At 64.1% G+C, this 17,619-nt stretch carries 14 protein-coding genes and 1 tRNA gene; 10 read left to right on the forward strand and 5 right to left on the reverse strand.

The features are described from left to right. Window positions 1-302 precede the first annotated feature (302 nt). The 7 genes from fdnG (at window position 303) to C2H86_RS14695 (ending at window position 9,490) form a co-directional block, all read left to right on the forward strand. Window positions 303-3,371: a formate dehydrogenase-N subunit alpha gene (fdnG, locus tag C2H86_RS14665; protein WP_159408687.1), complete on the forward strand. Its 3,069-nt coding sequence runs from the start codon at window positions 303-305 to the stop codon at window positions 3,369-3,371. After that, a complete protein-coding gene (gene fdxH, locus C2H86_RS14670; RefSeq protein WP_159408688.1) occupies window positions 3,371-4,321 on the forward strand; it encodes a formate dehydrogenase subunit beta in 951 nt (316 codons plus the stop codon). Before fdnG ends, fdxH begins: the two co-directional genes overlap by 1 nt. Beyond that, window positions 4,318-4,974, forward strand: a complete 657-nt coding sequence (locus C2H86_RS14675) for a formate dehydrogenase subunit gamma (RefSeq protein WP_159408689.1) — start codon at window positions 4,318-4,320, stop codon at window positions 4,972-4,974. The genes fdxH and C2H86_RS14675 overlap by 4 nt, the downstream gene beginning before the upstream one ends. Before the next feature lie 4 nt (window positions 4,975-4,978). Beyond that, entirely contained in the window at window positions 4,979-5,899 is a 921-nt protein-coding gene (gene fdhE / locus C2H86_RS14680) for a formate dehydrogenase accessory protein FdhE (RefSeq protein WP_159408690.1), read from the forward strand. A 142-nt stretch (window positions 5,900-6,041) separates the two neighbouring features. Continuing rightward, window positions 6,042-7,469 carry an L-seryl-tRNA(Sec) selenium transferase gene (gene selA, locus C2H86_RS14685; protein ID WP_159408691.1) on the forward strand — a complete coding sequence of 476 codons (1,428 nt, stop codon included), beginning with the start codon at window positions 6,042-6,044 and terminating at the stop codon, window positions 7,467-7,469. Next, complete coding sequence (gene selB, locus C2H86_RS14690; protein ID WP_159412941.1) at window positions 7,466-9,388, forward strand: selenocysteine-specific translation elongation factor; 1,923 nt, start codon at window positions 7,466-7,468, stop codon at window positions 9,386-9,388. The genes selA and selB overlap by 4 nt, the downstream gene beginning before the upstream one ends. Before the next feature lie 6 nt (window positions 9,389-9,394). Next, window positions 9,395-9,490: transfer RNA gene (locus tag C2H86_RS14695), tRNA-Sec, on the forward strand. Between the two features lie 68 nt (window positions 9,491-9,558). Here the strand turns inward: C2H86_RS14695 and C2H86_RS14700 are convergent. Both C2H86_RS14700 and C2H86_RS14705 read right to left on the reverse strand, forming a co-directional pair. After that, window positions 9,559-10,545: an asparaginase gene (locus tag C2H86_RS14700; protein ID WP_159408692.1), complete on the reverse strand. Its 987-nt coding sequence runs from the start codon at window positions 10,543-10,545 to the stop codon at window positions 9,559-9,561. Window positions 10,546-10,617: 72 nt separating this feature from the next. After that, entirely contained in the window at window positions 10,618-12,060 is a 1,443-nt protein-coding gene (locus tag C2H86_RS14705; protein ID WP_159408693.1) for an alanine/glycine:cation symporter family protein, read from the reverse strand. Window positions 12,061-12,238: 178 nt separating this feature from the next. Here C2H86_RS14705 and C2H86_RS14710 point away from each other — a divergent pair, with 178 nt between their 5' ends. Then, the gene (locus C2H86_RS14710) at window positions 12,239-13,048 is read left to right on the forward strand and encodes a helix-turn-helix domain-containing protein (protein ID WP_159408694.1); all 810 of its coding nucleotides are present in this window, start codon (window positions 12,239-12,241) and stop codon (window positions 13,046-13,048) included. Window positions 13,049-13,056: 8 nt separating this feature from the next. On the opposite strand, the gene C2H86_RS14715 is transcribed toward C2H86_RS14710, so the two are convergent. Both C2H86_RS14715 and C2H86_RS14720 read right to left on the reverse strand, forming a co-directional pair. Beyond that, window positions 13,057-13,851, reverse strand: a complete 795-nt coding sequence (locus tag C2H86_RS14715; protein ID WP_159408695.1) for a TSUP family transporter — start codon at window positions 13,849-13,851, stop codon at window positions 13,057-13,059. Window positions 13,852-13,868: 17 nt separating this feature from the next. Beyond that, complete coding sequence (locus C2H86_RS14720; RefSeq protein ID WP_159408696.1) at window positions 13,869-14,909, reverse strand: hypothetical protein; 1,041 nt, start codon at window positions 14,907-14,909, stop codon at window positions 13,869-13,871. A 278-nt stretch (window positions 14,910-15,187) separates the two neighbouring features. Between C2H86_RS14720 and C2H86_RS14725 the strand changes: the two genes are divergently transcribed. Beyond that, window positions 15,188-16,072: a sugar nucleotide-binding protein gene (locus C2H86_RS14725; RefSeq protein WP_103448783.1), complete on the forward strand. Its 885-nt coding sequence runs from the start codon at window positions 15,188-15,190 to the stop codon at window positions 16,070-16,072. Continuing rightward, window positions 16,065-16,997, forward strand: a complete 933-nt coding sequence (locus C2H86_RS14730) for an NAD-dependent epimerase/dehydratase family protein (protein WP_159408697.1) — start codon at window positions 16,065-16,067, stop codon at window positions 16,995-16,997. The genes C2H86_RS14725 and C2H86_RS14730 overlap by 8 nt, the downstream gene beginning before the upstream one ends. 143 nt (window positions 16,998-17,140) lie before the next feature. Here the strand turns inward: C2H86_RS14730 and C2H86_RS14735 are convergent, their stop codons facing one another. Next, entirely contained in the window at window positions 17,141-17,584 is a 444-nt protein-coding gene (locus tag C2H86_RS14735) for a winged helix-turn-helix transcriptional regulator (protein WP_159408698.1), read from the reverse strand. Window positions 17,585-17,619: the final 35 nt, after the last annotated feature.

Here is a 17,619-nt window from a genome sequence, read left to right on the forward strand (position 1 = left end):
GCGGTCGCGCGCGTCTGCCACAGGCGTTACTGGCCAGAAACAGACGTAGGAGCGAGCGCAGCTCGCGATGCGCCGCGCGGGCGGCGCTCGATCCCACAGGCGCTATAGAGCTCAAGGCATGCACCCGGCAGCCCCAACGCAGCCCCCAGACACAGTCAATCCCCACACCCCTGACCCATGTCATCGCACCTTCTCGTTTCTTGACTAGTCTTATCTATTGGCGGCCATCAATTAGCCGCCACCGTGACTACCAAGAGGCGCCGGCCATGTTCCGTGCGTCCAAACCTGATCAGGAGTGCACGATGGATCTCAACCGTCGGCAGTTCTTCAAGGTCGCCGCAGTGGGCCTTGGAGGCTCGAGCCTGGCGGCGTTGGGCATGGCCCCGACGCCGGCCTTCGCCGAGCAGGTGCGTCACTTCAAGCTGGCGCACACCAAAGAGACCCGCAACACCTGCCCCTACTGCTCGGTCGGCTGCGGCCTGATCCTGTACAGCCAGGGTGATGCGGGCAAGAACGTCAAACAGAGCATCATCCACATCGAAGGCGACGCCGATCACCCGGTCAACCGCGGCACCCTGTGCCCGAAAGGCGCCGGGCTGCTCGATTTCATCCACAGCCCGAGCCGCCTCAAGTACCCCGAGATGCGCAAGCCGGGCAGCAACGAGTGGGTGCGGGTCAGCTGGGACGAGGCGCTCGACCGTGTCGCCGACCTGATGAAGCAGGACCGCGACGCCAACTTCATCGAGAAGAACGCCCAGGGGCAAACGGTAAACCGCTGGCTCACCACCGGTTTCCTCGCTGCCTCCGCCGCCTCCAGCGAGGCGGGCTACCTGACCCACAAGGTCGTCCGCGCAACCGGCATGCTGGGGTTCGATAACCAGGCACGTGTCTGACATGGCCCGACGGTGGCAAGTCTTGCCCCGACGTACGGCCGTGGCGCCATGACCAACCACTGGTCCGATATCGCCAACGCGAATCTGGTCCTGGTGATGGGTGGCAACGCAGCAGAAGCGCATCCGTGCGGCTTCAAATGGGTGACCGAAGCCAAGGCGCACAACCAGGCGCGGCTGATCGTGGTCGACCCGCGGTTTACCCGTACCGCTTCGGTGGCGGACTACTATGCGCCGATCCGTACCGGGACCGACATCGCCTTCATGGGCGGGTTAATCAATTACCTGCTGAGCAACGACAAGATCCAGCACGAGTACGTGCGCAACTACACCGACGTGTCGTTCATCGTCAAAGAGAACTATGGCTTCGAGGACGGGCTGTTCAGCGGCTACGACGAGGCCAAGCGCGTGTATGCGGATAAATCCGGCTGGGGCTATGAGCTGGGCGAGGACGGCTTCGCCAAGGTGGACCCGACTCTGCAGCACCCGCGCTGCGTGTACCAGCTGATGAAGCAGCACTACAGCCGCTACACCCCGGAACTGGCCAGCATGACCTGCGGCATGCCGCAGGACGCCATGATGAAGGTCTGGGAAGAGATCGCCACCTGCTCGGTACCGGGCAAGACCATGACGATCCTCTACGCACTCGGCTGGACGCAGCATTCCATCGGCGCGCAGATCATCCGCAGTGCGGCCATGGTCCAGCTGTTGCTGGGCAACGTCGGCATGCCGGGTGGCGGGGTCAACGCCCTGCGCGGGCACTCCAACATCCAGGGCCTGACCGACCTCGGCCTGCTGTCCAACTCGTTGCCGGGTTACCTGACCCTGGCCGGTGACGCCGAGCAGGACTACGCCACCTACATCGACAAGCGTGCGTCGAAGCCGCTGCGCCCAGGGCAGCTGTCGTACTGGCAGAACTATGGCAAGTTCCACGTCAGCCTGATGAAGGCCTGGTACGGCGCCAACGCCACCGCAGAAAACAACTGGGGCTATGACTGGCTGCCCAAACTCGACGTACCGGCCTACGACGTGCTGCGCATGTTCGAGATGATGGGCCAGGGCAAGGTCAACGGCTATATGTGCCAGGGCTTCAACCCGATCGCCGCGCTGCCGGACAAAAACCGCGTCACGGCGGCCCTCGGCAAGCTCAAGTGGCTGGTGATCATGGACCCGCTGGCCACCGAAACCTCGGAATTCTGGCGCAACGCCGGGCCGTTCAACGATGTCGACACGGCCAATATCCAGACCGAGGTGATCCGCCTGCCCACCACCTGCTTCGCTGAGGAGGATGGCTCGCTGGTCAACAGCAGTCGCTGGCTGCAATGGCACTGGAAGGGCGCCGATGGCCCGGGCGAGACCCGCACCGACGTGCGGATCATGAGCGAGCTGTTCCTGCGCTTGCGTCATCGCTACCAGACCGAGGGCGGTGCCTACCCGGATGCGATGATGAACATCCACTGGCCGTACAAGATCCCTGAAGAGCCATCGCCCGAGGAGCTGGCCAAGGAGATGAACGGCTGGGCGGTCACCGACCTCGCCGACGCCACCGGTGCCACGCTCAAGGCCGGCCAGCAGCTGGCAGGCTTCGGCCAGATGAAGGACGACGGCAGCACCGCGTCTGGCTGCTGGATCTTCGCCGGTTGCTGGACCGAACAGGGCAACCAGATGGCCCGCCGCGACAACAGCGACCCGTACGGCATGCACCAGGTGCAGAACTGGGCCTGGGCCTGGCCGGCCAACCGCCGCATCCTCTACAACCGCGCCTCCAGCGACCCGCAAGGCAAACCGTGGGACCCGGAGAAGAAGCGCCTGGTGTGGTGGAACGGCAAGGCCTGGACCGGCACCGACGTGCCCGACTTCAAGGTCGACTCGCCGCCAGAGGCCGGGATGAACCCGTTCATCATGAACCCCGAAGGCGTGGCGCGTTTCTTCGCCATCGACAAGATGGCCGAAGGCCCATTCCCCGAGCACTACGAGCCGTTCGAGACGCCGATTGGCATCAACCCTCTGCATCCGCAGAACAAGAAGGCCACCAGCAACCCGGCCGGGCGGATCTTCGATTCGGTGTGGGACACCCTCGGCAAGCACGACGAGTTCCCCTACGCGGCGACCACCTACCGGCTGACCGAGCACTTCCACTTCTGGAGCAAGCATTGCCGCCTCAATGCCATCGCCCAGCCCGAGCAATTCGTCGAGATCGGCGAGGTGCTGGCCAACGAGAAAGGCATCAAGGCCGGTGACCGGGTGCGGGTGTCGAGCAAGCGGGGGCACATCGATGCGGTGGCGGTGGTGACCAAGCGGATTCGCCCGCTGCAGGTCAACAACCAGACCGTTCACCAGATCGGCATCCCGCTGCACTGGGGTTTCACCGGGACCACGCGGCATGGCTACCTGACCAACACCCTGGTGCCATTCCTCGGTGACGGCAACACCCAGACGCCGGAGTCCAAGTCGTTCCTCGTCAAAGTGGAGAAACTCTGATGGCCAGCCAAGACATCATCGCCCGCTCGGCCACCACCACCGTTCCGCCTTCGGTACGCCAGCTGGACGAGGTCGCCAAGCTGATCGACACCACCAAGTGCATCGGCTGCAAGGCCTGCCAGGTGGCGTGCTCGGAGTGGAACGAACTGCGTGACGAGGTCGGCCACAACCACGGCACCTACGACAACCCTCAGGACCTCACTGCCGAGACCTGGACCCTGATGCGCTTCACCGAGCACGAGCGCGACGACGGCAACCTGGAGTGGCTGATCCGCAAGGACGGCTGCATGCACTGCGCCGACCCAGGCTGCCTGAAGGCCTGCCCGAGCCCAGGGGCGATCATCAAGCACGCCAACGGCATCGTCGACTTCAACCAGGACCACTGCATCGGCTGTGGCTACTGCATCACCGGCTGCCCGTTCAACATCCCGCGCATCTCGCAGAAGGACCACAAGGCGTACAAGTGTACCCTGTGTTCCGACCGCGTGAGCGTGGGCCTGGAGCCGGCCTGCGTGAAGACCTGCCCGACCGGGGCGATCGTGTTCGGCACCAAGGAAGAAATGAAGGTGCATGCCGCCGAGCGCATCGTCGACCTCAAGTCGCGCGGCTTCGACCAGGCCGGGCTATACGACCCGGACGGCGTTGGCGGCACCCACGTTATGTATGTGCTGCACCATGCCGACACGCCAAAGCTGTATGCCGGCCTGCCGGACCAGCCGGTGATCAGCCCGCTGGTGGGCTTGTGGAAGGGCTTCACCAAGCCGCTGGCGCTGCTGGCCATGGGCGCGGCGGTGCTGGCAGGGTTCTTCCACTACGTCCGGGTTGGCCCACAGCGGGTGGAAGAAGATGAGCACCCCACACCGCCGGACCACAGCGCGCATCAGGTGGACCCGTCGGTGCATGTCTATGATCCGACCAGGCCCGGTGGGCAAGGGGAGCGGCGGCCATGAACGACAACAAACCCATCCTGCGCTACAACGCCAACGAGCGGACCAACCACTGGATCGTCGCGATCCTGTTCATGACGGCGGGGCTCTCGGGGCTTGCGCTGTTCCACCCGGCACTGTTCTGGCTCAGCCATCTGTTCGGCGGCGGGCCATGGACGCGCATCCTGCATCCGTTCCTGGGCGTGGCGATGTTCGTGTTCTTCCTCGGCTTGGTGTTCCGCTTCTGGCGTGCCAACTTCATCACCGCCAACGACCGCCTGTGGCTGCGCCGCGTGGACCGGGTGATGCTGAACAAGGAGGAGGGCGTGCCGCCGATCGGCAAGTACAACGCCGGTCAGAAGCTGCTGTTCTGGACCCTGCTGGCGTGCATGCTGGTGCTGCTGCTCAGTGGCGTGGTGATCTGGCGCGCGTATTTCAGCCACCTGTTCGGTATCGAGGTCATCCGCCTGTCGGCGCTGGCCCATGCCCTGGCGGCGTTCGTGCTGATCCTCAGCATCATCGTGCACATCTACGCCGGTATCTGGATCAAGGGCTCGATCGGCGCCATGCTGCATGGCTGGGTCAGCCGCGCCTGGGCACGCAAGCACCATGAGTTGTGGTACCGCGAAGTGACCGGCGACAAGACGCCGAGCAATCACGGACGAAAAGAAGGATGAGCGCTTGAGCACGATACTCGAACCCGGGCAGATCGAAGCGTCGGCAGTGATGCCGCCGTTTCTGCATCTGCCGCCTGCCAATCTGTTTGCGCTGCGCGCAGCACGCCTGGAACACCTGGCCGAGGGCAACGCCCTGGGTGATTACCTGCGGCTGATTGCCCAGCTGTGCCGCGTCCAGCAGCAGCTTGTGGATAACCCTCCCGGCGGGTTGCCGGTGGCCGAGGAGCGTCAGCGCCTGTGCATAAGTCATGGTCTGCCTCCGTTGGCAGCCGACAGCCTGGTGCGTGAAGGGCCGTGGCTGGTCTGGTTGCGGGCCTTCCTCACGCACTTCGATAGCGAGGCGAGTGGTGCGCTGGGTGAGGCGCTGCAAACCCTGCGTGACAGTGACGACAACCAGCGCAAGGGCTGGGGTATCGCCTTGCTCGCCGGGCAATACGATGCGGTGCCGGCGGCGCTGGTACCGTTCATTGGAGGCGCCTTGCAGGCCGCCTGGTCGAGCTGGTTGCTGGCGCTGCCTGCCCCTGAACTGAAGCCCGCGGGTAGCCTGGCGCAGTGTCCGGCCTGTGGTTCGCCGGCGATGGCCGGGGTGGTGCGCAACCGAGGCAAGCACAACGGCCTGCGTTACCTGGCCTGTTCGCTGTGTGCCTGTGAGTGGCATGTGGTGCGGGTCAAGTGCGTGTATTGCGAGTCGAGCAAGGATTTGCGCTACACCAGCCTTGAAGACGACCGCCATGCGCCGGGCAAGGCGCCGCTGCGGGCCGAATGCTGTCCAGCATGTGAGAGCTACCTGAAGCAGAACTATCTGGAGAACGATGCGGCGGCAGAGCCACTGGCCGACGACCTCGCCAGCCTGGCGCTGGATATCCGCCTGGACGATGAGGGCTTCCATCGCCTGGCACCCAACCTGATGCTCGCGCCAGGGTAGTGGGTGAGTGTCTACACTGTAATACCGAGTCGCCTGCTTCGCGGGACAAGCCCGCGCCTACAGGGTACATGGTGCCTGTAGGCGCGGGCTTGTCCCGCGAAAGGGCAATCAAAGACAACGGATCAGTCCAAGGTAGTACCGCATGTCCTCCAGCCTAGCCAGCGACACCCCACGCCTGCCCTCCATCGACACCCTCCTGCGCCACCCGGCCTGCCTTCCGCTGATCGACCGCCACGGCCGCGACGCCGTGCTGGCCACCCTGCGCCAGCTGCTCGACGACCTGCGCGACCCCGCCCGCAACGGTGAGCTCAGCAGTGCCGAACTGGCCCCTGAAATCCTCCTTGGCCGTACCGGCGAACGCCTGTCGATCCAGCAGCGCAGCCAGGTACGACGCGTGTTCAACCTCACCGGCACCGTGCTGCACACCAACCTCGGCCGCGCACTGTTGCCCGAGGAAGCGGTCGAGGCCATGCAGACTGCCGCCCGCTACCCGCTCAACCTGGAATTCGACCTGGCCACCGGCAAGCGCGGCGACCGTGATGACCTTATCGAAGGCCTGATCCGCGAGCTGACCGGCGCCGAGGCCGTCACCGTGGTCAACAATAATGCCGCCGCCGTGCTGCTGGCGCTCAACAGCCTGGGCGCGCGCAAGGAGGGCATCATCAGCCGTGGCGAACTGATCGAGATCGGCGGTGCCTTCCGCATCCCCGACATCATGGCCAGGGCCGGGGTGAAGCTGCACGAGGTCGGCACCACCAACCGCACCCACGCCCGCGACTATGAAGCTGCCATCGGCCCGCGCAGCGGCCTGCTGATGCGCGTGCACTGCAGCAACTACAGTATCCAGGGCTTTACCCATCAGGTGCCGACTGCCGAGCTGGCGCGTATCGCCCACGAGCATGAACTGCCACTGCTTGAAGACCTCGGCAGCGGCAGCCTGCTCGACCTCACGCGCTGGGGGCTGCCCGCCGAACCAACGGTGCGCCAGGCCCTGGCCGATGGGGCCGACATTGTCACTTTCAGCGGCGACAAGTTGCTGGGCGGCCCCCAGGCCGGGATCATTGTCGGTCGCAAAGCGCTGATCGCCAGGATCAAGAAAAACCCGCTCAAGCGTGCACTGCGCGTCGACAAGATCACCCTTGCCGCGCTCGAGGCAGTGCTGGCGCTGTACCGCAACCCCGACCGCCTGGCCGAGCGCCTGCCGAGCCTGCGCCTGTTGACCCGCAGCCAGGCTGAGATCCAGGCCCAGGCCGAACGTCTGGCTCCCGAGCTCAAGTCACACCTGGGTGAACAATGGCAGGTCAGCGTAGAGCCCGCGCTGGGCATGATCGGCAGTGGCAGCCAGCCGGTGGCGCGCCTGCCCAGTGCGGCGTTGTGCCTGCGCCCGCACGTGTCGAAGAAGCTGCGCGGGCGCAGCCTGCATGTACTGGAGCGGGCCCTGCGCGACCTGCCGGTGCCGGTACTCGGGCGTATCGATGACGACGCCTTGTGGCTCGACCTGCGCCAGCTCGACGATGAGGCCCAGTGGCTGGCGCAACTGCCGGCCTTGCAGTTGGGGCCAGTGCAATGATCGTCGGCACCGCCGGCCACATCGACCACGGCAAGACCGCGCTGCTTCAGGCCCTCACCGGCCAGGCCGGTGACCAGCGCCAGGAAGAGCGTGCCCGTGGCATGACCATCGACCTCGGCTACCGCTACGCGGCGCTGGCCGAAGGGGTGGGGTTGACCGGCTTCATCGATGTGCCGGGGCATGAGCGGTTTATCCATAACATGCTGGCCGGCGCCCATGGCATCGACCTGGTGCTGCTGGTGGTGGCTGCCGACGACGGGGTGATGCCACAGACCCGCGAGCACCTGGCGATCATCGAGTTGCTGGGTATACCCCAGGCGCTGGTGGTGATCAGCAAATGCGACCGGGTCGAGCCCCCACGCCTGGCCGAGGTGCAGGCGCAAGTCAGGGAGTTGCTGGCAGAGGGGCCTTATGCCAAGGCCCGGCAATTCCCCGTGTCGAGCATCACCGGGCAGGGTATCGAGGTATTGCGCCGGGCCTTGCTGGAGGCCGAAGTACGGGTGCGCCAGCGCAGCGTGCGCGGCGGTTTTCGCCTGGCGGTCGATCGCGCCTTCGCCGTGACCGGCGCCGGGGTAGTCGTGACCGGCACGGCGCTGGCAGGGCGCGTCAGTACTGGCGACACCTTGCTGCTGGGTAAAGCCGGCAAGCCGGTGCGGGTGCGGGGCCTGCACGCGCAGAACCAAGTGGCATTGGTGGCCGAGGCCGGCCAGCGGGTGGCGTTGAACATCACCGCCGAACGCCTGGCGCTGGAGCAGGTGCACCGAGGTGACTGGCTGGTGCCCGAATGGCTGCATGCACCCAGCGTGCGGGTGGATATCGAACTGTGCCTACTACCCGGTGAAACCCGCATCTTCGAGCATTTCAGTGCCGTTCATGTACACCTCGGCACCCAGGATGTGACGGCCCGGGTGGCCTTGCTCGAAGGCGAAACCCTGGCCGCTGGCCAACGCATGTTTGCCCAGTTGCTGCTCAACGCGCCGTTGCAGGCGGTACACGGTGACCGCCTGGTGCTACGGGACCAGCGTGCCCAGCGCACCCTCGGCGGCGGCAAGGTGCTCGACCCGTTCGCGCCTAGTCGGCAGCGCCGCAGTGAAGAACGCCTGCGCCAGCTGCAGGTGCTGCGTGATGCCGAAGGCCTGGAGGAGGCACTGCCGGCCTTGCTCGACAGTGCGCTCGGTGGCCTCGACCCGCAGCGCCTGGAGCGCCAGTTCAATCGCCAGCGCGATACCTGGTTGTTGCCCAATGATGTGCTGGTGGTAGCCACGCGCCAGGGCCCGCTGCTGTTTGCCAAAGGTCAATGGCATGCACTGAGGCATCAGGTGCTGGAGCAGCTGGTGCGTTTTCACGAACAGGAGCCCGACCAGCTCGGCCCGGACCGTGACCGCCTGCGGCGCTTCGCCGCCTTGCCGCTGGAGCGCCCGGCGTTTGTCAGCCTGATCGATGAGCTGCTTAATGAGCAGGTGATAGCCAGCAGCGGGCCATGGCTGCATTTGCCTGATCACAAAGTGCAGTTGAGCGCCGCCGACAGTGCGTTGTGGGAACGACTGCAGCCGAAATTGCTGGCAGGGCAATATGACCCGCCCTGGGTCCGGACGTTGGCTGCTGAAGAAAACAGCACAGAGGCGGATGTGCGCCTGCTGCTGCGCAAGCTGGCCCGGCTGGGCCTGGTGCATCAGGTGGTGCGCGACCTGTTCTACCCTGAGGTGACGCTAGGGCGCATGGCAGAGCTGCTGCTGGGGCAGGCCAATGAGACGCCGATAGTGCAGGTTGCTGCGTTTCGCGATATGTTGGGCATCGGTCGCAAGCGCAGTGTGCAGATTCTCGAGTACTTCGACCGCATCGGCCTGACCCGGCGGGTGGCCGACCAGCGCTACATCCGCGCCGACAGCGCCCTGGCCCAACAGCAGGCCAGGCACTGAGTTCAAGGAAGGCAATCGCGCCCGGTGGCGCGGCCGGGCTTCAAACCCGGTTGGGGACGGCAGCCGTTCCCGGGCAGGTTCGACTCCCGCTGCCTTCCGCCATTCTTACTGCCAGTCAGGGCCTTTGTGGGAGCGGGCTTGCCCCGCGAAGAGGCCCTGGCAGGCGATAATCAGGCGCGCTCCCCGCACAGATCCAGCGCGAACCATTGCTCCGCCGCATCCACGTCCAGCCCTGCACCCAGCAGCGCAAACATCTTGCCCAGCGCTGCCTCACGGGTCATGCCACCACCACTGACCAGTCCGGCGCCACGCAAGCGGTTACCCGCGGCATAGGTATCGAACACCACCGACCCTTCCGGACACTGGCTGATGGCAGCCAGCAGCACACCACGCTGGCGCGCTTCACGCAGCACGTCGAGCAGCGCCTGGTCATCCGACGGCCCGGTACCGCTGCCATAGCATTCCAGCAGCAACCCGTGCACGCCGCTGTCGAGCAGTGCCTTCAGGTGCCCGGCCTGCAGCCCCGGGAACACCGGCATCACCGCCAGGTTGACCGGCTGGCGCTGCTCGCGATAACCCAGGGCAGCAGGCAGCTCGGCGGCACGCTCACCGTCACGATGGCGCGGCAGCGCGGCAAAGGCATCGAAAGCCTCGCTGCGCAGCTTCGAAGCCCGGCAGCCATGCAGCAACTGGCCGTGGAAGTACAACTGCACGCCATCTTCCAGGCCCTGTTCGACCAGGCGCAGGGCCCCGCACAGGTTGTCCCAGGCATCGCTGCCCGGCGCGCCGGCCGGCAGCATCGAGCCGGTCAGCAGCACCGGCGCCGGCAGCCCCAGCAGCAGGAACGACAGCGCTGCGGCGCTGTAGGCCAGGCTGTCGGTGCCATGCAGCACCAGCACGCCGTCATGGCCGGCGTCCACCGCCGCGACGATGGCGTCGCGCATCGCCAGCCAGTTGTGCTGCTGCATGTTGGCGCTATCAAGCAGCGGGTTCATTTCCTGCAGCGTCCATTGCACCTGGGGTGCGTCGGTCAGCTGCGCGAGGTGTTCGCGCATCCGTGCGTCGAAACCACCGGCCGGCGCCAGGCCTTCGGCGGTTTCGAGCATGCCGATGGTGCCACCGGTGTAGAGGACGAGGAGATTCTTGACTGCACGCATGGAAAGCATCCGTAGCGGTGAGCGGAGGTAGAACAGCCGCCCACGGACGGGGCGGCTGGGCAGGGCAGGATATCAGCGCTGCGGCTGAGCTTGGCCGACTGCTTTGTCAGTGGCTGTTTCCGCCTGCGGATTGGCAGGCCAGGCGTTGCGGTCCAGGTCCAGGTCGGCGAACTTCGACGAGTCGAACACCGGCTGCTTGATGCCGGCCTTGCGCTGGTCATCGTAGTCGCGCATCACCCGCAGGCCGACCTTGAACAGCAGGGCCAGGGCCACCAGGTTGACGAACGCCAGGCAGGTCATGGTGATGTCGGCGAAGGCGAACACGGTCGACAGGTCCTGCATCGAACCCCACACCACCAGCGCCAGTACCAGGGCGCGGAACGCCAGCAGCACCACGCGGTTGCGGCTGAGGAACTGCAGGCTGTTCTCGCCCAAGTAGTAGTTGTAGAGGATGCAGGTGAACACGAACAGCGACAGTGCCACGCTGACGAACAGGCGGCCCCAGTCACCGACCACGGCGGCCAGCGAGTTCTGGGTCAGGACGATGCCGTCACCTTCGAAGCCCGGGGTGTAGAAGCCCGACAGCAGGATCAGCAGCGCGGTGCAGGTGCAGATCACGAAGGTGTCGAGGAACACGCTGAACGCCTGGACCACGCCTTGGGCGCCCGGGTGCTTTACCGCAGCCACGGCAGCCACGTTCGGCGCACTGCCCAGGCCGGCTTCGTTGGCGAACACGCCACGCTTCACGCCCATGACGATGGCACTGCCGAGCAGGCCACCGAACGCCGGGTCGAGGCCAAAAGCGCTCTTGAAGATGGTTTCCAGCATGGCCGGCACGTGCTCGATCTGGGTGCCGATCACATACAGGGTCACGCCGATGTAGGCCAGGGTCTTGATCGGTACCAGCAGGTCCGACACCGCCGCGATGCGCTTGATGCCACCGAGGAAGGTGATGGCCAGCAGTACGGCCAGGACGATGCCGGTGTGGCGCGGGTCGAAGGCGAAGGCGTTCTGCAGCGAGTGGGTCACGGTGTACGACTGCAGGCCGATGAAGGCGAAGCCGTAGGTGACCAGCAGCAGGATCGAGAACACGATGGCCATGCTTTTGCGCTTCAGGCCGTGCTGGATGTAGTAGGCCGGGCCGCCACGGTACAGGCCGTCGCCATCGGCGCGCTTGTAGACCTGGGCCAGGGTGCATTCGAAGAAGCTGCTGGCCATGCCGACCAGGGCAGTGACCCACATCCAGAACACCGCGCCTGGGCCACCCAGGGTCACGGCAATACCAACACCGGCGATGTTACCGGCACCCACGCGGCCGGCGAGGCTCAGCATCAGGGCCTGGAAGGAGCTCAGCTGGCCTGCCTGGCCACGCAGCGACTCTTTGAATACGGCGAACATGTGGCCGAAGTGGCGGAACTGGACGAACCGCGAACGGATGGTGAAGTAACCGCCGAGACCGACGATCAGCACGATGAGGAGTTTCCCCGAAAGGAAATCGTTGAGTGCTTCGAGCATTGGAAAATGACCTCGATTCTTATTCTTCGTGTGAAAAGACAGCGGACGGCAGGCGCACCGCTAGGCGTTGGGGCGCATGGTTGGCCATGACAAGAGTGGTTACAATTTCGCTGCTTGCTCCGATTTGGTGCGACTTGATGCTACACTGGCATCATTCGCGTCACCTGAGCCTCCTGTCATGAGCGATCATTTCGCTACCAACCTCAAACTGGCCTGCAGCCACTACCGCTCTATCTCGGAAGTTTGCCGCCAGCTGTCGATCAACCGCGCGCAGTTCAACAAGTACCTGAGCGGCCAGAGCCGCCCGACACCTTTCAACCTCAAGCGCATCGGTGATTTTTTCGGTGTAGAGGATTACGAGCTGAATCTGCCGGCCGAACAGTTCGCCCGCCTGATTGGCGCGCGCGTGTCGGCCGTCGCCGACCAGCCCGGCGACCCGATCAGCGAACTGTTCCGCCCGCTGCACGAGCACTCCGGCAACCTGTCGCGCTATTGCGGCTATTACTTCGAGTATTCCAACTGCATGTCGGTACCCGGCACCATCCTGGTGTCGCTGGTGCACCTGTGGGAAGAACGCGGCCGTTTCCTGTTCGAGCGCCAGGAACGCCAGGAGCGCTCCAGCGCCACCGACCAGCATGCCGAGGTGCGCTGCCGCTACCTGGGCGCGGCATTCCAGCTGCAGGACCGAGTGTTCCTCATCGACTACGAGTCGCTGACCTTCAACGAGATGAGCCAGACCATCCTCATCCCCAGCTTCAAGAGCCGCATCACCCGCCTCAACGGCCTGAAGTCCGGGGTGTCCAGCGGCGACCGGCGCAACCCGGCCTGCACCCGGGTGGTGTGGGAATACCTGGGGGAGGAGATCAATCGCATTAATGCCTATCGGCAGGTGAGGCTGTACCGGCCGGATGATCCACGGATCGATGACGATGTACGTGAGCGGTTGAGCGTGGGGCCGTTGCGTAACAGCCTGTTCGAGATTGAATGATGGCGCCCTCAGAGCGTCAGTCGATGTAGCCACTCGCCGATCGGGTTGCCTGAGTCGAGCAACAACTTGGTTGCCATGATGCAGCAAACGCAGACCAACAATGGTTTGATCAGCCGGGGGCCGAAGTACACGGCGCAGCGAGCGCCCAGTTGAGCACCGACAAACGCCGCGCTTGCCATGGCCAGCGCCAGAGGCCAGATGATCGCTCCGCTCAGTGCGAACACTGACAGTGCGCCCAGGTTGCACGCGGCGTTCAGCAGTTTGCTGTTGCAAACGGCCTGAAGCAGATGCTGGCCCAACAGGATGACGCAAGCGAGCATGAAGAACGAGCCGACGCCTGGGCCGAAGATCCCGTCATAGAAGCCGATGACTGGCGCCACGGCAATGCAGAATACGCTGGTTGAAAGCTTCGCCTTGCGCGACTGCTCATTGGGTTTCGGGCTGAACGCGAAATACGCGGCTACCAGAATCAGCAGTATGGGAACGCATGTCTGTAGTAGCGTCTTGGGTATCAGGCTGACTGACAAGGCGCCGAGCGCGCCGCCGATGAAAGACATCACTGCCATTGGGCTGCCACGTTTCCAGTCGATCATGCCTTTACGGGCAAAGGCGCATGTAGCCGAAACCGTAGCCGAAGCGGCCTGAAACTTGTTCGTGGCAATCGCCGCCAGAGGTTCGATACCAGCGATGAACAATACGGGCAGTGTAATCAGGCCGCCGCCGCCGGCAATTGCATCGAAGAAGCCGGCGGTGAACGCGACTAGGGCGAGTATGAGAATGAGTGAAAAATCGAGTTCGATCATCGGGTAATTTCCTGTCCTCAGCCACGAACCAGTAGCGGGTCTTCAGCGATCACAATGGGATCTGCGAAACGGGAGTATCCGAACTGGCGCACCAGTAAGCGTCGGTTGTCCTGAATGATGTTGCGGCCATGCAAGGCGCGTCCGTTGTTGATCAACAGCGCGGAGTCAGCCTGCTGGTCGAACATCTCGGGTTGCGCGCTGTGCACGGCTTTCTGAAAGGCATCAAAAGCACGAGCAACTGCGCTGTCAGCATTGTCATTGAGTGAAAAGCGGTAGCTGTTGTACCGAAGCGAGAAGCCGCCATTGGCGTTGTACTGCAGTATCGACACGGCTTTGCCTGCATTGCCTTGCCCGCGAGCGAAGCAGTCACTGCGGGTGAAGTCGAAAGAGGGCGAAGTGAGGGCAAGTACATCAAGGCTGGCCATGCGTTCGATGATGCCGCGAAGTGGAATTACATGCGTCGGTTCATGTGCAGGGTTCCAGCGTGCGGTGAGAATCAGTGCACAAGGCGCGGGTGAGTGGCCATCACTGGCGATTGTTGAACAGTTGTAGGGCGCTTCGGTGTGCGGTCCCAGCTGTAATCCCGCATGTGAGCTGATTTCGACTTCAGCATCGGGCCTCTCGTCGGGCCTGGGTGTGCATCCGCCCCCTTTGAAGTTGCCGACCAGGCGCACTTGTTTGCCTTCATTGTCGATGTCGAATGCGAAATTTCGGTATTGCGCCAGCGCCAACAGCACTTGATTGCGTGAAGCCAGGTATTGGCAGCGTTTGCTGCGCGCCATTACTGAAATGTCCGGCAACTGCTCTGGGGCCGAATCGGTGGGGCAAGGCATTTCCCTGAACATCAATGCGGATAGCAAGCCGTCGCTAAAACGCTGCAGTGTCGATTTTTGATCAGTACTCAGTGTTGATTTGAACTGCTTCGCGAACAAGCTTGCCTGATCTGCCACTTTTCCAGCCTGAGGTCCCCCTAAGCCAGTAAGAAAATCGCTTGCAAGGTCTATGGCGTGTGCTTGCTCCCGGTTGAAGTCCAGATACGCGACTTCTGAATGCGGCATGGAACGTTCCTTGTAGAAAAGGGTGAAGTACCCCTGCCGCCGCTCGGAAAATGCTTCGGCAACCGGCAAGTAGACAGGTCAACAATTCAATGCCGTTATGTTGTCGAACTAAAGTCAGCTCGCTCGTTGATAGCTGTAGGAGAATTCATCATGTAATCGTGTTGATCGATGAAGAGCCTGGTCGTTGGTGCCATCCAGACCCCGTGTTGGACTTCCCCGCCCGGAAACCGCAAAATGGCTCCTTTCCTTCTATCAACCTGTTCGGATCTGCTGACTCTATGCGTATGCGCCTGATGCTGTTGGGTGGTGGCAATGCCCTCGGGCAAGCGCTGATTCGTCTCGGGGCCGAGGAGGACATCGCATTCCTGGCACCGCGCCCGCCGGAGAACGGCTGGGCCCCGGCCAGCCTCACTCAGCTGCTTGACGATCATCGCCCCGATGCCGTGGTCAACCTGGCCTACTACTTCGACTGGTTCCAGGCCGAGTCGGTCAGCGACCAGCGCCTGGCCCTGCAGGAGCGGGCAGTGGAGCGGCTGGCGGAGTTGTGCCAGCACCACCAGATCACCCTGGTGCAACCTTCCAGCTACCGGGTGTTCGACGGTTCGCGGGCCACGGCCTACAGCGAGAAGGACGAGCCGGTACCGCTGGGCCAGCGTGGCCAGGCCCTTTGGCGTATCGAGCAGAGCGTGCGCGCGGCGTGCCCGCAGCATGTGCTGCTGCGCTTCGGCTGGTTGCTGGACGAAAGCATCGACGGTGCCCTGGGCCGCTTCCTGACCCGTGCCGAGCAACCGCAGGAGCTGCTGCTGGCCGATGACCGCCGCGGCAACCCGACGCCGGTCGACGACGCCGCGCGGGTGATCCTCTCGGTGCTCAAGCAGCTCGATTGCAGTGCGCCGCTTTGGGGCACCTACCATTACGCCGGCAACGAGGCGACCACGCCGCTGGCGCTGGGCCAGGCAATTCTCAGTGAGGCTGGGCAGTACCGTCAGCTGGCCGTACAGGCGCCGACCGCGCAGGCCCATGCCGCACGGCCGGATGCCAGCGAAGAGCCGCAGCACGCGGTGTTGGCCTGCAAGAAAATACTTCACACTTTCGGCATCAAGCCGCGTGCCTGGCGCGCTGGCTTGCCGCCACTACTGGATCGATTCTACCGCCATGGCTGATGCCCCCATCCTGATCACCGGCGGCGCCGGCTTCATTGGCTCCCACCTGTGCGATGCGTTGCTGGCCAAGGGCTATGCCGTACGTATTCTCGACGACCTTTCCACCGGCAAGCGCGACAACCTGCAGCTGGGCAACCCGCGCCTTGAACTGATCGAAGGCGATGTGGCCGACGCCAAGCTGGTTCAGCGTGCCGTCGCCGGTTGCCGTGCCGTGGTCCATCTGGCTGCGGTGGCGTCGGTGCAGGCGTCGGTCGAAGACCCGGTAAAGACCCACCAGAGCAACTTCATCGGCACCCTCAACGTGGCCGAGGCCATGCGCGTGCATGGCGTGCGCCGCGTGCTCTTTGCATCGAGCGCGGCGGTGTATGGCAACAATGGCGAAGGCGAGTCGATTGCCGAGGACACGCCGAAAGCGCCGCTGACGCCCTATGCGGTGGACAAGCTGGCCAGCGAGCAATATCTGGATTTCTATCGTCGCCAGCATGGCCTGGAGCCGGTGTTGTTCCGCTTCTTCAACATCTTCGGCCCGCGCCAGGACCCATCCTCGCCGTACTCCGGCGTGATCAGTATCTTCAGCGAGCGCGCGGCTCAAGGGTTGCCGATCACCGTGTTCGGTGATGGCGAGCAGACCCGTGACTTCCTCTACGTCGGCGACCTGGTGCAGGTGATGGTGCAGGCGCTGGAGCTGTCGCAGGTGGAAGAGGGCGCGGTGAACGTCGGCCTGAACCAGGCGACTTCGCTGAACCAGATGCTCAAGGCCCTGGAGCAGGTGGTGGGCAGCTTGCCGGCGATCAGCTATGGCCAGGCGCGCTCGGGTGATATTCGCCATTCGCGGGCAGACAACCAGCGCTTGCTGGCGCGTTTCGATTTCCCGCAGGCGACCCCGATGGTCGAGGGCTTGGCCAAGCTGCTCGGCAAGGCTTGAATTAGCCGGGGCGTGCGCTGTACTTGTGGGAGCCGCGCTTGCCGGCGATGGGCCGCGAAGCGGCCCCACGATTTCAAGGTTGTTGCATAAATTGCCGGGGCCGCTTCGCGGCCCATCGCCGGCAAGCGCGGCTCCCACGGGATTCACGTATGCCGTACAACCTTGCGTAGGCAATCCTCCGCCGCGAGCAGTCTGCCATCTTCGGCCCGTACCTGCAGAGTCCCGACCGGCCGCCCTTTGGCATTGTCCACCAGCTCCGACCGCGTTTCCCCCGCCTCGAACAGAAACCGCTCTCCCCACTGGCGCAACCCCACCACGATCGGAAACACCGAGCGCCCTTTCTCGGTCAGCACATATTCCTTGTAGGCGCTGCCATCGGACGCCGGCTGCAACGCCAGCAACCCAGTATCCACCAGCAGCTTCAGCCGTGTGGCCAGGATGTTCTTCGCCAGCCCCAGGTTCTTCTGGAATTCGCTGAAACGGCGCAGGCCATCGAAGGCATCGCGCAGGATCATCAGCGCCCAACGGTCACCCAGCACTTCCAGCGCCCGGGCCACAGGGCATTGAGCGTTCACTTCATCGAGCATGGTGGCACCTGCGTTGATCATCTGGTTGCAGATTA

It is taken from the genome of Pseudomonas putida (assembly GCF_009883635.2).
In the GTDB taxonomy this organism is placed as follows: Bacteria; Pseudomonadota; Gammaproteobacteria; order Pseudomonadales; family Pseudomonadaceae; genus Aquipseudomonas; species Aquipseudomonas putida_W.